Origin of the sequence: Paenibacillus sp. R14(2021), assembly GCF_019431355.1 — a bacterium.
GTDB lineage: Bacteria > Bacillota > Bacilli > Paenibacillales > Paenibacillaceae > Paenibacillus_Z.
Window position 1 is genome coordinate 5,694,936 of record NZ_CP080269.1, and the last position, 15,065, is coordinate 5,710,000.

Here is a 15,065-nt window from a genome sequence, read left to right on the forward strand (position 1 = left end):
TGAAAAACCTAGTGCTCCTTTACGAAATTCCATGTTTGCCGCCGCCCGAATTAACGGGAACTCCGGCAGGTTAGGACTATAGAACCGGTTTGCGAAAATCACCCATAACGCCAACAGTTTCGACGATATTGACGAACGCCTTGGGGTCGGTGGCTGCAATGATTTTCCGGAGCTCGTTCAGCTCGAAGCGTGTAGTCACCGTCATAAGCATGTCGTTCTCCGCATTCGTATAGCCGCCGCGAGTGCGAATGACGGTCACTCCCCGGTACAGAGGAATCAGGGCCGCGCGCATCGCCTCGGTTTGCGTCGTTACGATAAAAACTGTCATTTTGACATGCTTGATGTGAATAAGATCGATGATTTTTCCCGATGTGAAAATGGACAGCAGGGAGTAGAGCGCGATGTCCCAGTTCTTCGTCAAGAAACCGAGCGCCGCGATGACCGTGCCGTTCAGAACGAAGATCAGCATGCCGATAGAAATATCCCTTTTCCGCGTGACGATGGCCGCAATAATGTCGAAGCCCCCGGAAGAGGATCCGCCCCTGAGGGCAATGCCGCTTCCGAAGCCGACCGTAACGCCGCCGAAAACAGCTCCGAGCATCAAGTCGCTGACCATGGGTCTAACGGGTATGAGCTGCATGAAAATCGTTGTAGCGACTACGGATACTAGGCTCCAACTGATAAACCGCATGCCAAGCTCGCGCCATCCCCAGATTAAAACCGGGACGTTTAGAATAAAATATAGCCAGCCAATGTTGAGGCCGGAGGCATAGCCGGCTATCATGGTAATGCCCGATACGCCGCCGCTGATCAGCTTATGGGGGATCAATATTTGATTGAAGCCGAATGCAATGAGCAGTGAACTGAACAAGGTTGTTGCGGCAATTTTGGAAGTTCGCATTTCAGGTTCTCCTCGAAAGTTTCTGGGTTCAAGATTAACAATAGAAGAAGAATTAGTATATGTAAATAGTCCTTACTGGTATTCTGAATTGCCTTTGTGCTATAATGAACTGTATATTTTCTGTAGGATGCAGATAGAAGGAGATTGAAACAGTTTGAAAACATTTGCTGAATTCGGCCTGGAGACTAAAGTTCTTCAAGCCATTACTGAACTTGGATTTGAGGAATCTACCCCAATCCAATCTAAAGCCATTCCAATTGCGCTTACCGGTACCGACTTAATCGGTCAAGCTCAAACGGGAACGGGTAAAACGGCTGCTTTCGGAATTCCGCTCGTTAACCGGATTCCAGTGACGGAAGAGCGTATTGTCGCTCTGATCATGACGCCGACCCGTGAGCTTGCCATCCAAGTTTCGGAAGAAATCGGAAAGCTTACTCGCTACAAAGGTTTGCGTTCGCTGCCTATCTACGGCGGCCAAGAAATCGGCAGACAAATTCGTGCATTGAAGAAAAAACCGCAGATCATCATCGGTACGCCTGGACGTTTGCTGGATCATATCAACCGCAAAACGATCCGCCTCGACGATGTACAAACGGTCATCTTGGATGAAGCGGATGAAATGCTCGATATGGGCTTCATGGAAGATATCACGTCCATTCTTTCTCTGGTGCCTGAAAACCGTCACACGATGCTTTTCTCGGCAACAATGCCAACCAACATTCGGAAGCTGGCTGACCAGTTCCTGAAGAACCCTGAGCATGTATCGGTTATTCCAACGCAAGTAAGCGCACCGACAATTGATCAAGCTTACATCGAAGTGCATGAGCGCCAGAAGTTCGACGCGCTTAGCCGTTTGCTTGACATGGAATCGCCTGAGCTTGCCATCATCTTTGGACGTACGAAACGCCGCGTAGATGAACTGAGCGAAGCGCTGCAGAAGCGTGGATATTCCGCGGACGGTCTGCACGGCGACTTGTCCCAGAATCAGCGCGATAACGTTATGCGTAAATTCCGCGACGGCAGCATCGATGTGCTGGTAGCAACGGACGTTGCTGCGCGCGGTCTCGACGTATCCGGCGTAACCCACGTTATTAACTTTGACTTGCCGCAGGATCCAGAGAGCTACGTTCACCGGATCGGCCGTACAGGCCGTGCGGGTAAAGAAGGAACAGCTTGGTCCTTCGTAACGCCTCGCGAATTGGATCATATGCATTTCATTGAGAAAGTAACGCGCCACAAAATCGCCAAGAAGCCGCTTCCAAGCATTGCAGAAGCGATCGAAGGCAAACAGCGCGTAACGGCTGAACGTATCCTTGAAGCCATGGATGACGAGTCGATTAACGAGTTCAAAGCAATTGCGATTCAATTGCTGGAGCAATACGACTCCGTCAACGTGATCGCTGCTGCGATTAAGCTGATCACCGGTGAGAAGAAAGATGTCAACATCGAACTGACTCCGGAAGATCCGATCCGTGCTAAGAAACGCAGACCGGATGTTCGCACGAGCGGTCGCCGTTTCTCCGGCGGTCCATTCGGCGGCGGTAACCGTTCCGGCAGCGGCCCTCGCGGACGCGGCGAAAGCAGCGGCAATCGCGGAGGCTACGGCAATCGTGGTGCTGGCAGCGGCAGCACTAGCGGCAGCACTAGCGGCGGCGGTTACAACCGTGACCGTGACCGTGATGGACAATACAGAGGCCGTAATGAAGGCCGTGGAGACGCACCTCGCCGTCCCCGCCCATCTGCTGACGAATAGACAGGGATGAACGAACACACCGGGGCTTCTGTTTAACCGAGCAATCGGATAAATAGAAGCCCCGTTTTTTAAAACCTGCTCAGTAGATGAAGCATTTGGTTACGATGACTAGCAGAATGAATAACACGAGGATAATAGCGGATGACGTTACGAAGCCATGACCATGACCTGCATTGCTCACTAGCGGCGACCTCCTTTAGCGGGTGTCTGGAAGATCATGAAGCTGGGTGGTCTGAACACTATATGGTATGCATATGGGTCTTAGCCGTCTAGACAACGGCCTAGAAACCCAAAAATGGGCGTTGGCTTATCGTGCGGCCTGGATTATAGTTAATGTAGGACAGAATGAAATCGCTTGCTAGGAGGATTCGCAACAATGGAAATGAAAGGCATGATGGGTGGGTTTTACAAAATCTCGGAATGGATCATGCGTTTATCGGTGACAAACGTGCTTTGGATCATTTGCTCGATTCCTTGCTTGTTTGCGTTATTCCCGATTTTTGTCATTCAAGAACCTGGACAAGCCGTAGGTTATTTAATTCTGTCAGGCGTCATTGCTCCGTTCACCCTGTTCCCTGCGACAGCGGCCATGTTTGGCGTTGCACGCAAATGGGTCATGGGAGAAGTGGATGCGCCGCTCCTGAAGACTTTCTTCAAGAATTACAAAGAAAGCTATGTACAGGCGATGCTCGGCGGTATTTTGTACGCGGTGCTCTTTGTAATTTTGATTGTAGATTTCCGGGTTTACCTTGTGAAGCTGGGTTCGATGGGTATCATTTCGTATTTGTTTATCGCTTTAATCGTGCTTGCAGGCGTATCGTTGCTTAACTTCTTCTCCATGCTCGTCCATTACCATATGAAGACGCTTCAGCTGCTTAAGAACGCGCTTCTGATTACAATTGGACGTCCGCTGCGTTCACTTATGACGGTTATTTTGTGCGGTGCAGTAATCGGTATCAGCATTAGCTCGGCGAAGCTCATGTTCCTTTTGCCATTCTTCACGGGCAGTGTCGTGGCGGCAATTGCATTCTGGAATTTCTACGGCATCTATACCAAGCTTCAGATGCAAGCCGAGAAAGCCGCCGAAGCCGAAGCAGAGGAAGAAGAGCGCAAGCGTCTTGAAGAAGATGCTGCCATTCTGCTCCCTAATACAGAAGACGGGCAAACCTCCATTAAATAACGGCAGTCGTCACGTTTACTTTTACAGATAATCCGTCTATAATAGCAATACATCCTGCGGTGTACGTTACGGCTTATCACTTGTTTTGAACCAATGGCTGTTTTAAGGGAGACTAAAATCGAAACGCGGCTGACAAGCCTTCCATTGGAGGGATCTCAAAAACGTTTCTGCGGCCACCCACCTGCGAGAGCGGGTTCAGAAACAAGCAAGTCGGACGGCATGGCGGGTTACTATCTGTAACGAAAAGGGGGCAACCCCTTTTTTTTATTGTGCAAACTATGCTATGATAACTCTTAGCGTACATAGACGTTGGAGGGGGAGATTACCTTTGTTGAAGCGGACCCTAATCGGGTTGCTGCGCAGTCATGAGTTGACTGGCGATAAAGCGAAAGATCCGTTGCTGAAATCCCATTATTACAAACTATCACGCGAGAGAGCGTGGGAAGAAGTCGTCTCCACACTTAAGAAAATGCAAGGCTACAAGATACTTCACGAAGTGCAGTCCGTTGGTGAAATCGTTATGGAACGACGTACCGTTACGGGACGAACCATGGACATTACCGTTTCCGTCATAAGTGTCAACCCTGTTACGGCAGCGGTTGATATCTATTCCGCGTCGCGCGGATCCTTTGGTGATCTAGGCTCCAATTATCGAATTATACTTGAGATTTATCGGACTCTCGATAAGAAGCTGGCTCAATATAAAACGAGCGGCATATAATAACGAGAAAAAAGCGAGGAAGGGGGTCCCTTACCTCGCTTTTGTTCATTGCGTCGCCGTTATACCTTAAACAAGCTTTTTCAGGGCGTTAAGCGCGTTCTCGTAGTTCGGATGTTCCGTCATTTCGCCCAGTACTTCGATGTATTGGATCGTATCATTGCTGTCTACGACGAAGATGGAGCGGAAATCAAGGTGAAGCTCTTTGATCAGCACGCCGTAAGCTTCGCCGAAATTGTTGTTTTTGTAGTCGGAGAGCAGGACGACTTTGTCAACGCCTGCCGCTCCGCACCAGCGGGCTTGCGCCATTGGAAGGTCAACGCTGACGGTCAAGATGGCAACGTTGTCGCCGAACTTGCTTGCTTCTTCGTTGAAACGGCGCGTTTGGGCATCGCATACACCTGTATCAATGGAAGGAACAACGCTGATGAGTTTTACTTTGCCAGCGAAGTCTTGCAAGGAGACGACCTCAACCAATGATTTGTTCAGTTGAAAATCAGGTGCTTTATCGCCGACCTTCAGTTCAGGACCAAGGAGTGTAATCGGATTGCCTTTAAGCGTCGCAACGCCTGTACGTTCTTGTGCCATAATTAAACAGCCTCCTAATATGGGATATGTACTTACCAAATTATTATAATCATTTTGAAATAGCATTGTCCAATAACGAGTGTGAAAGGAGTAGCGCTATGATTTTTCTTCGCTATGAAAGCTTTGGCAAATACTTGCGAATGTTTCCGGTCACGGCTGCCATTATTGCGATCAACGTACTCGTCTATTTCGCGGATCATACGTTCTTGAACGGGCAATTAATGGAGTTTGGGTACTTCTACAGTGATAAGTATGATAATTATTTCTCGCTCGATGAGCCTTGGAGATACGTGACGGCAGTGTTCCTGCATCTCAATTTGCAGCATATCTTCTATAACATGTTCAGCATCCTGATCTTCGCGCCGCCGCTTGAACGCATGCTGGGACATATCAAGTACACCGTCTTTTATCTGCTTTGCGGTATCTTCGGGAATCTGCTCAGCGCCATTGTAGACACGTCTACGGCAGGAGCGGGCGCATCCGGCGCAATTTATGGGGTTTTCGGTGCCTATTTATTCCTTGCGCTTATGAAGCGGTCATTGGATATTAACTCCCGCAAGACGGTATATACGATTCTAGTATTCGGAATCTTATATACGTTCATCATTCCGAATATCGGGATATGGGCGCATTTCGGCGGTCTCTTAGCTGGATTCGTACTGGGTTATGCGAACGATTATTTCCTGGGCTCGAAGTCGAACAGCGGCTATAGAAGATAGTTCGAAGACCGAACAGAATGTTGGGCGGGGTCGCTAAGAAAAGGAGACGCCATGGAGCTTCGTCAATTATATTATTTCGTAAAGGTAGCCAAACGGGAACATGTCACGAAAGCGGCGGAGGAGCTTCATGTGGCGCAGTCCGCCGTGAGCCGGCAGATCCACCAGCTCGAAGAGGAGCTTGGCGCGAAGCTGTTTCTGCAGAAGGGGCGCAACCTGCAGCTCACGCCTGTCGGGTCGTTATTTCTGAAGCGTGCTGAGGTCATATTGGGTGATCTGGAGCGTGCGGTCGTGGAAATCAAAGAGTTTCTCGACCCAGAGAGCGGTGAGATCAGGCTCGGATTTCCGCATAGCCTTGGCATATCGCTTATCCCGGAAGTCGTTTCCGCGTTCCGTAAGGTAAATCCAAGTGTTAACTTCCGCTTCAAGCAGGGCATGTATCCTTCGCTCATCCAAGACGTCATGAAAGGCGAGGTGGACCTTGCTTTCGTGTCTCCTTATCCGGAGATGCATCCCCACGTCACAGGTCAAATCGTGCTGACGGAGGAGCTGTTCGCGATATTGCCGCCTGGACATCCCTTGTCGCATGAAGAAGTGATCGATTTGATTCAATTAAAGGATGAGCTGTTCGTATTGTTCAGCGACGGCTACTCGCTGCGTCCGATTGTATGGGATGCGTGTAAAGAAGCAGGCTTTACGCCGCAAATCGGCTTCGAAGGCCAGGAGACGGATACGATTCGCGGACTCGTTGCCGCCGGAATGGGCGTTAGCTTGCTTCCGGAGATGGCGCTGCACGGTTCTGGAAAGCTTCAGCCGTCGAAAGTGAGGGTGAAATCACCTCAGGTGACGCGGACAATCGGATTGATCTATCGTTCTAACGAGAAGCTTCCGTTAGTCGCGAAAGTATTTCAGCATTTCCTCCTTGATTTTTTTGATTGCAGCCATTCCAATACGCGCTGATGACAGCTTTAATTCCTGAAAGCCTTATGCGGGCGATGTCCTGCATGAGGCTTTATTTGTGCTTCTGCTGGCCTGTGGTACACGTGGGATTGGAGCGCGCAGGTGAAGGGAATAATGGGGAGATCTGCCTAATGAAAACAATAAACGGAGGTATCCCCCATGAGCAAGGAGCGGCGAAGAGATAGACAGCGGCGCGTATTTATTGTGCTGATCGGCTTGAGCGGAGGGATGGTGTTCTTGCTGCTGCGTCTTGCGTGGCTTCAGTTAATGCCGTCTGCGTCAGCTGAGGCGAGCAGCGCGAATTGGAAGGCGGAGTCAGTCGCACAGCGTGAACGGGAGCTGGTGCTGGACAGCGGGCGAGGCGATTTCTTCGACCGGGAGGGGACGGCATTGACGGGAGAAACCTATGAAGCGTTGGCGGTCTTTCCGCTGCAGCCGAAGGCGCGGCTTGCCGGGGATTCGGCTGATCTGCATAGGCTGGCCGGCGTGCTCGGGCTGGAGCCTGAGCGGCTCCTCCGGTGGATGAACACACTGAAGGAACCGGCTTTTTGGAAGCGGGAAGGGGAACGCTCGCCGCTGAAGCTATCCCCTGCTCAACTGGCGAAGGTGAACAGGCTGCACATGAATGGTGTACGCATCCTGCCCTATCATAACCGTTACCCGGCAGGGTTCCGTGCCAAGCATGCCCTTGGTTATGTGAGCCAGCACCCCGAGCTACTGCAGATCGATTACCGCGATCGGCTCTCCGCGCATAAGATGAGGCTGACGGATCAGACAGGCGGCGCGGGCTTGGAGCGATCACTTGACAGGCTCCTGCAGGGGACAGGCCCGACATCGGTCTCTTACTTCACGGACGGAGCGGATAAGCCGCTTCAAGGGTTGAATTGGCGGCTCCAAGGCCCCCATAATCCCTCTTATCCGCTTCAGGTACACACGACGATGGCTCTGCCGATTCAAAACCAATTGGAGCATTACGTCGATTCCCACGGGCTGAAAGAAGGCGCAGTAGTAGTGTTGGATGCGGCAACAGCGGATATCGTCGCAATGATCTCCAGACCACAGCTTCCAACCGGGTCACTTGAAAGCAAACAAGGCGATACTGCGAATCATGCGGTTCGTGCGGCAACGCCGGGTTCGATCTTCAAGCTTGTAACAGAGGCGGCGGCCTTGGAAGCACATGTTACGGACGAGCGGGAGATTTTCCGCTGTAACGGAAATTACGGACATTACGGTCTGCATTGCTGGAAAGGAGGCGGACATGGTGATGTCACGCTTCAGGATGCCCTTGCAGGCTCTTGCAATGTCGTCTTTGCTTCGCTGGCGGAGCGGCTGAGCGCGAGTCAGTTGACGGTGACTGCAGCTAAGCTGGGCATCGGCTATCAAGTAGGCTGGGTAAGTACTGGCGCTTTTGCGCCGCTGGGCAAACCGCTGCGACTGCTGCCTGAGGAGGAGGCAGGCACGATATTTGCCGTTCCGCCTACTGTACGCGATGGCGGTCAGCTTGCGCAAACGGGCATTGGTCAGCGCGATGTGAAGATCTCTCCGCTGCAGGCGGCGAATCTCGTTGTTACCTTGTTAAACGAAGGCGTCGTAAGAGAACCTCGCCTTGTTCATGAGATCCGCTATGGCGATGGGAGGCTGATGGCGAAGCTGCCCAAGCAAACGGTGCAGGCTCAATATGGACGAATTTTGCCCAGGACGGCGGAAACGATCTTGCAAGGTATGGAAGCCGTGGTGGCTTACGGAACAGGCCAAAGCATTCAAGAAGGCAGTTGGCAGGTGGCGGGCAAATCAGGTACTGCGCAAATCATGCAGGGAAGCCGGGAACGGTTGAATCAATGGTTTGTCGGCTACGGACCGGTGAAAGCGCCGCGTTATGCGGTAGCGGTTCTTGCGGAGAATCGGTGTACGGGTACGTCCAATCAAGCGACGAAGCTGTTTCGAGGTGTAATGGACATTCTTGCGGAGGAAACGAACAAGCAAGAAGCCGGAGCCATCATGGGATGGAATCCGGCTCCTTGACTGGAGAGGACGGTGTCTCGAATTCCCCTTTGGGGGTGTGTATCCAGCGGTGAAAATATCGCTGATCGTATAAAGCCTTCAAAAGAATCATGAGGATCGGCGAAAGAATGACGCCGGAGATGCCGAAGATGGACAAGGAAATAATCATAAAAGCCAGCATGGTGAACGCCGATACACCGAGCGTATCGCCCGTGATTTTGGGTTCTAGAATTTGACGCGTCAGCACGACGACGAGGAAGAGCACGGACAACCAAATCGCAAGCGAGGTCTGCCCCACGATGAACAAGTAAATAATCCACGGAATAAACACGGTGCCGACGCCGAGCAGCGGCAGTATGTCGAAGAATGCAGCGAGCAGGGAGATCGAGAACGCATTCGAAACGCGAAGCAGAAGCAGCGAAACGAAAATAACAGCAAATGTGATGCTGATAAGTTTGCCCTGGGCCTTCAAATAACCGGCGATGCCGGAAAACACATTATCCCGCAGAAACACGAAAGCTTTCTTGAACGTATTAGGCGTCTTTTCCCTCGCAACCTGCTTCCATTCCTTGATTTCCAAGCTGAGAAAATAAGCCAGAATGATTCCTACAGAGAAGTTAATGATAAAGGTAGAGAAGGACATCAGGTAACCGCCGAGTGATTTTAGGAACATCACGGCGAGGTTCTTACCCCAGTTAGTAATGTAGCCGATTACTTCTTGCGACTTGTCGACGACACCCGGCGGCAGTCCATCTACCTTTTGCTCCAGCAAGCTCGCATTCACCTGAAACTGCTCTACCAGTATTTTCTGGTAAGTCGGCAGCTTGTCCGCAAGCGTCGTCACCTGCGACGTAATGATGAATCCCGCACCGACGAATGCCCCAACGATAACAAGAGTAAAGACGAGAACGGAGATACCGGCAGCGATGGATTTCTTCATCCCCAGACGGCACAGCCACCTGGCGGGCGGCTCGATAAACAGGAAAATAAGGAAGGACAAGAAGATTGGCGTTGCGATCCGGTATAAATAGCTGAACGCGAACATGATGAGATACACCGTTAATACGATTAGTGCAATGTCAAAAGCGGTGCGCCAGTATTTGCGGTAAAAAGAAAGCATGTACAGGCTCCTTTTCAATGTATACGAAGAATGATCTTCACAATTGTACTATATAATGACAGTGTTTCCCAACTTATCTTAGCAACATCGTAAGAATGGGGACTTTAGGTTTACTTTAACTTAGATACCCGTTTTCCCCGGGGCTATGGTACAATGGATGGAGGCATCTGGCATTAGGCAGCAATGGCACTCCCTCTTCCGCAGACGGACAAGGACTGAAACTAGGGGTGGTGGGAAATCAGAACATGGAAAACTTCCTGCTTTGGGGCTTTTATTTTTTAACGTTTTACGCTTTCTTACCGGGGCTGATCAGTCGAACATTCGGATTTCGGGTATTTAAGCATGGGCACGCGAACCGTGAAATTGCGCTGACGTTTGACGATGGACCGGATCCCGTGTATACGCCGCGGGTGCTTGATTTATTAAAACGCTATGATGCGAAGGCAACGTTCTTCGTTGTTGGCGTTCATGCCGAGCGGCACCCGGAATTGCTGAAAAGAATGCATGATGAAGGTCATGTCATCGGGATTCATAATTATGTGCATAAATCCAATTGGCTCATGCGTCCAAGCACGGTCAAGAAACAAATTCACCGTACTTCAGAAATAATACGCAAAGCAACGGGCTCGCGTTCCGCTTATTATCGACCGCCGTGGGGAATTGTGAATTTATTTGATTTTTCCAACTTGGGATACCTGCAAATTATACTGTGGTCGGCATTGTTTGGCGATTGGCGCAAGCGGGTAGGAGCAGAACGGCTTCACAAGCGAATGATGAAGAAGCTCCGGCCAGGCGAGGTTATCCTGCTGCATGACTGCGGAGCTACTTTTGGTGCGGATATCGATGCACCGGCCAATATGCTGCTTGCATTGGAGCCGTTTCTGGCTGCAGGCCAGGCTAAGGGATATAAATTTGTTCATATCACGGATATGATTGCTCTAACTGACGGTAACAAAGCCGTTAAACGTTCCTTCGGCTGGATGAAACGGACGCTGATCGCTTGCTGGATGGGCTGGGAGCGTCTATTCCACGTCATGTTCCGCGTAAAATCAGTCGGAGCGGATACTCTGTTCCATTACCGGGTGGTGCCTTACCACGGCAAGACGCTTGAGCTTCCGGACGGGAAAAACATCGCCGCTAAGGATGCGGTTGTTGAACTTCATTTTGATAACAAGAAGCTGCTGAAAATGATGACCGATTCACGATCGATGATGCATCTCGCCATTATGCTCATCCGTGAAGTTCAGAAGGGGATGCCAAAACTTGCCCAGCAGCTTGCTACAGACAAAGCGGTTCAACAGGCAAAGGGCGTGTACGGCGTCAGTATGATCAATCGGGGGGCGGAGCAGTTTGGCTTCAGCGTGCTGCAGATCCCGAAAGGATTGTTTGACACGACATCCCGGATTTATCTAAAATTGCTGCTGCGGGTGCTTCATCCGTCCGGCAAGCAACGCCTGACCGAACAGGGGTCGCGCTTGGAGCCGCGCATTATGGCCATCTCCATTGACGACTTCTGGCAACGGTTTGGCAGTGATTCGCAAGAAGCGCAATCGCATTCGAAGTGGAAGCCGACCAAATCATTCGAGAATAGCATCCGTCAGGAGCGCAGGGCCGACATGCCGCCGGCGCCTCATGACCACTCAAATGCTGCCAGGGAGTTTACCCCCTAGCAGCTTTTTTTGCGCTAAATAGGGATTCGTTTTGATTATCAGGTTTGTGCATTGAAGTTTGTTTCAGCAGACGCTGCGATGTATACGATCTAAGTGTAATACGGATCATTTGCCAACAGCCGTTGACGATGTGGAGCCGCCGTAGGGGATGAAATCGCGCATTCTTGTCCACGTTCTGCAATCTGCCGAAGTGCAGCAAAGTGAGCAGCAGCCCCCTTGCTATAGCGCGTTCTCACGCAAACCATTCCGAATGTTGGATGATCAGCATCGGATTGGGATTACTCAGGAGCCGGATATGTTTGGAAATAAGCCGCGCAGCCTATTTTGCTTGCGGCCAAACTTTCCTAACTTGGCAGTATAATCGTTCGAGTGGAAAAGTTGGTACTACTAGAAAAGCGGAGTGCCGTATGGAGGATGAATCCTCCGGCACTCCGCTATTATGTTATTACTGCAATATTAGTTGAACTTCAATACGCCGCCAGTGCTTGCGTTTGTAACGAGGTGAGAATAGCGAGCCAGGTAGCCTTTTTTGATTTTGGATTCGAATCCTTGCCAGTTCGCACGGCGAGCTTCGAATTCCTCATCGCTGATCAGCAGGTTCATTTCATTATTGTTCAGATTAAGCTCGACGATGTCGCCGTCTTGAACGAAGGCAATTGGTCCACCCTCGGCAGCTTCAGGAGAAACGTGGCCGATACTGATGCCGCGCGATGCGCCGGAGAAGCGGCCGTCAGTCACGAGACCGACCTTGGCGCCAAGGCCCATACCGACGATTTGCGAGGTCGGAGCAAGCATTTCCGGCATGCCGGGTCCACCCTTTGGTCCTTCATAACGGATGATGACCACATGTCCTTCTTTGACTTTACCATTAGCAATGCCATGAAGCGCATCGTCTTGAGAATCAAAGCAGATCGCCGGACCTTTGTGGTAGCCGCCGACAGACTTGTCGACTGCGCCGACTTTGATGATAGCGCCGCGCGGAGCGAGGTTGCCGAACAGAACGGCAAGACCGCCGCGCTGGCTGTGCGGATTATCCAGCGTATGAATAACATCCGTATCTTGAATCTCGTGACCGGCAACGTTCTCGCGAAGCGTCTTGCCCGTAACGGTAAGCACGTCGCCGTTAAGCGCGCCTTCTTTTTTGAAGAGCTCGTTGATAATGGCACTCACGCCGCCGGCATTGTGCACATCTTCTATGTGGTAATCGGATGCAGGCGCGATTTTGGCCAGATGCGGTACGCGCGCGGCAATTTCGTTGATGCGTTCAATCGGATACTCGATGCCGGCTTCATGAGCAATCGCAAGCGTATGGAGTACGGTGTTCGTGGAACCGCCCATCGCCATGTCGAGCGCGAAAGCATTATCGATCGATTCTTTCTTCACGATATCGCGCGGCTTCAAATCCATTTCAATCAAATTCATCAGCTGACGCGCCGCTTGTTTAACGAACTCTTTACGCTCAGGGGATACAGCCAGAATCGTACCGTTGCCTGGAAGCGCAAGTCCAAGGCCTTCAGCTAGACAGTTCATGGAGTTGGCCGTGAACATGCCGGAGCAAGAGCCGCAAGTCGGGCAGCCGTATTGTTCAAGCTCGGTCAAGCTTGCTTCGTCGATTTTGCCTGCTTGGAAGGCGCCTACGCCTTCGAATACGCTGGAAAGCGAGATCGGGCGACCGTCGGACGTTTTGCCGGCCTTCATCGGTCCGCCGCTGACAAGTATCGTAGGGATGTTGACGCGAAGCGCGCCCATGATCATGCCGGGTGTGATTTTGTCGCAGTTCGGAATACATACCATGCCGTCAAACCAGTGCGCATTCACGACGGTTTCGACAGAATCCGCGATGATCTCGCGACTAGCCAAGGAGTAGCGCATGCCGATGTGGCCCATTGCAATTCCGTCGTCGACGCCAATTGTGTTGAATTCAAAGGGAACGCCGCCGGCTTCGCGGATCGCTTCTTTAACCAATTTTCCGAACTCCTGAAGATGAACGTGACCGGGAATGATGTCGATATACGAGTTGCAGACCGCGATGAACGGTTTGCCGAAATCTTCTTCCTTGACGCCGGCTGCACGCAGCAAACTGCGGTGCGGAGCGCGGTCAAAACCTTTTTTGATCATGTCAGAACGCATCTTGCTTGAAGCCATATTGGTACCTCCTAATGGTAATTTCAATATTGAGTAGTCTATCACATTAAAGTAGGAAAGACCAGTAGAACGAGGCGGTTGAAACGCATTGAAGATGTTGGATTATACGGGGATCAGAGATGCTTAAAGGAACGGATTTCGACATAATGTGACACAGATAAGTTAGCTTTTTAGAAGAAATGCGAATTACCTTTCATAACGTGTAAGTAAATGTGACGCAAATGATTTACTTGCTTCTTTGCTCCCGCTATAATTAGGAAGTGTTACATAGCAATAAACTCACATTGCAAGCTGATTGACAAGCAGGGATATATGCTGGTAACTATGTGAAACTACGAGAAGAGGTGCCTCTATGCAGTTGACAGAACGTGAGAAAGAGAAGCTTCTTATAACAATTGCTGCCGACCTGGCGCGCAGGCGTCTGCTTCGGGGTGTGAAACTGAATTATCCGGAAAGCATCGCCTTAATTACTTCGGAGATTATGGAAGGCGCGCGTAATGGCATGACCGTCGCTGAGCTGATGGAGCATGGCACAACGATACTGAGTCGCGGACAGGTGATGACCGGCGTTGCAGACATGATCCACGAGGTACAGGTAGAAGCAACATTTCCGGATGGAACTAAGCTTGTTACGATTCATCATCCCATACAATAATAGCGTCCCGAGAGGGTGGTCACGATGGTTCCTGGTCAATACCGCACGGTCCCCGGCGAAATCGAACTTAACGCAGGCCGAGAAATCATCGAGCTGATCGTTATGAATACAGGCGACAAGTAGGAGTTCCATTGGGATGTACAGCAAAGCGCCCATTATTACGTCACGAATCAATCGTTCACGAAGGTTCATCCTGACCCGAAGTGAACGGGGGCGTATTCCATAGCCAAAGCTACGTGCTGGAGCGGGATGCGGTCTTAGAGTCCATGCTGAAGCCAATCATGTTGTACCGTGAAGCTGCGCTCGATAACTGTACGGAGGTACATTTGTCGCCTGGCTCCTTGTGGATGAGTACGGAGGTGCTTTGTCCGGGAAGAACACTGCGTGGATAACAGTTTTTGTATCGATGCTTGCGCAGCAGATTGAACGTTTATTACCAGAAAGAGTTGATTGTTGCGCAGCAGCAGATCATTCAACCGAAGGAGCAGTAGCTGTTTGCTCCTGGCTGATTGGGGGATATGACCCATACTGGTGTGTTCTATTCATTCTCCGATAGCATTGGAGCAGATGCGGCCCAATTCTTACACGCAGCTCAATCGGACCTGCCGCAGCGCGAAGGACAGCCTGTGCAATGGGAGCCTCGGTGACTTATAAATTC

14 protein-coding genes and 1 other RNA gene are annotated in these 15,065 nt (G+C 50.9%); 10 read left to right on the plus strand and 5 right to left on the minus strand.

Going from position 1 to position 15,065, the window contains the following annotated elements:
- Window positions 1–76: 76 nt before the first annotated feature.
- Window positions 77–901, minus strand: a complete 825-nt coding sequence (locus KXU80_RS26420) for a YitT family protein (protein WP_219836058.1) — start codon at window positions 899–901, stop codon at window positions 77–79.
- Window positions 902–1,055: 154 nt separating this feature from the next.
- On the opposite strand from KXU80_RS26420, the gene KXU80_RS26425 reads away from it, so the two are divergent.
- Complete coding sequence (locus KXU80_RS26425) at window positions 1,056–2,654, plus strand: degradosome RNA helicase CshA (RefSeq protein WP_219836059.1); 1,599 nt, start codon at window positions 1,056–1,058, stop codon at window positions 2,652–2,654.
- Window positions 2,655–2,733: 79 nt separating this feature from the next.
- On the opposite strand, the gene KXU80_RS26430 is transcribed toward KXU80_RS26425, so the two are convergent.
- A complete protein-coding gene (locus KXU80_RS26430) occupies window positions 2,734–2,835 on the minus strand; it encodes a YjcZ family sporulation protein (protein ID WP_219836060.1) in 102 nt (33 codons plus the stop codon).
- 195 nt (window positions 2,836–3,030) lie between these two features.
- Here KXU80_RS26430 and KXU80_RS26435 point away from each other — a divergent pair, with 195 nt between their 5' ends.
- The 3 genes from KXU80_RS26435 (at window position 3,031) to KXU80_RS26445 (ending at window position 4,555) form a co-directional block, all read left to right on the plus strand.
- Window positions 3,031–3,834 carry a YesL family protein gene (locus tag KXU80_RS26435; protein ID WP_219836061.1) on the plus strand — a complete coding sequence of 268 codons (804 nt, stop codon included), beginning with the start codon at window positions 3,031–3,033 and terminating at the stop codon, window positions 3,832–3,834.
- 48 nt (window positions 3,835–3,882) lie between these two features.
- Window positions 3,883–4,067, plus strand: a non-coding RNA gene (gene ssrS, locus KXU80_RS26440) — 6S RNA.
- A 95-nt stretch (window positions 4,068–4,162) separates the two neighbouring features.
- The gene (locus tag KXU80_RS26445; RefSeq protein WP_219836062.1) at window positions 4,163–4,555 is read left to right on the plus strand and encodes a DUF1499 domain-containing protein; all 393 of its coding nucleotides are present in this window, start codon (window positions 4,163–4,165) and stop codon (window positions 4,553–4,555) included.
- A 66-nt stretch (window positions 4,556–4,621) separates the two neighbouring features.
- On the opposite strand, the gene tpx is transcribed toward KXU80_RS26445, so the two are convergent.
- Window positions 4,622–5,140 (minus strand): thiol peroxidase, encoded by a 519-nt coding sequence (gene tpx / locus KXU80_RS26450; protein ID WP_219836063.1) that lies wholly within the window; start codon window positions 5,138–5,140, stop codon window positions 4,622–4,624.
- Between the two features lie 98 nt (window positions 5,141–5,238).
- Here tpx and KXU80_RS26455 point away from each other — a divergent pair, with 98 nt between their 5' ends.
- The 3 genes from KXU80_RS26455 (at window position 5,239) to KXU80_RS26465 (ending at window position 8,838) form a co-directional block, all read left to right on the plus strand.
- Complete coding sequence (locus tag KXU80_RS26455; RefSeq protein WP_219836064.1) at window positions 5,239–5,859, plus strand: rhomboid family intramembrane serine protease; 621 nt, start codon at window positions 5,239–5,241, stop codon at window positions 5,857–5,859.
- 51 nt (window positions 5,860–5,910) lie between these two features.
- Window positions 5,911–6,816: a glutamate biosynthesis transcriptional regulator GltC gene (locus KXU80_RS26460; RefSeq protein WP_219836065.1), complete on the plus strand. Its 906-nt coding sequence runs from the start codon at window positions 5,911–5,913 to the stop codon at window positions 6,814–6,816.
- 159 nt (window positions 6,817–6,975) lie between these two features.
- The gene (locus KXU80_RS26465; RefSeq protein WP_219836066.1) at window positions 6,976–8,838 is read left to right on the plus strand and encodes a peptidoglycan D,D-transpeptidase FtsI family protein; all 1,863 of its coding nucleotides are present in this window, start codon (window positions 6,976–6,978) and stop codon (window positions 8,836–8,838) included.
- Here KXU80_RS26465 and KXU80_RS26470 read toward each other — a convergent pair.
- Entirely contained in the window at window positions 8,813–9,937 is a 1,125-nt protein-coding gene (locus tag KXU80_RS26470; protein WP_219836067.1) for an AI-2E family transporter, read from the minus strand. The genes KXU80_RS26465 and KXU80_RS26470 overlap by 26 nt on opposite strands.
- A gap of 245 nt (window positions 9,938–10,182) precedes the next feature.
- Between KXU80_RS26470 and KXU80_RS26475 the strand changes: the two genes are divergently transcribed.
- Complete coding sequence (locus KXU80_RS26475; protein WP_219836068.1) at window positions 10,183–11,607, plus strand: polysaccharide deacetylase family protein; 1,425 nt, start codon at window positions 10,183–10,185, stop codon at window positions 11,605–11,607.
- A gap of 456 nt (window positions 11,608–12,063) precedes the next feature.
- Here the strand turns inward: KXU80_RS26475 and ilvD are convergent, their stop codons facing one another.
- A complete protein-coding gene (gene ilvD, locus KXU80_RS26480) occupies window positions 12,064–13,752 on the minus strand; it encodes a dihydroxy-acid dehydratase (protein ID WP_258171161.1) in 1,689 nt (562 codons plus the stop codon).
- 352 nt (window positions 13,753–14,104) lie between these two features.
- Here ilvD and KXU80_RS26485 point away from each other — a divergent pair, with 352 nt between their 5' ends.
- A complete protein-coding gene (locus tag KXU80_RS26485; RefSeq protein WP_219836069.1) occupies window positions 14,105–14,407 on the plus strand; it encodes an urease subunit gamma in 303 nt (100 codons plus the stop codon).
- A gap of 281 nt (window positions 14,408–14,688) precedes the next feature.
- A complete protein-coding gene (locus KXU80_RS28570; RefSeq protein WP_374987808.1) occupies window positions 14,689–14,799 on the plus strand; it encodes a hypothetical protein in 111 nt (36 codons plus the stop codon).
- Window positions 14,800–15,065: the final 266 nt, after the last annotated feature.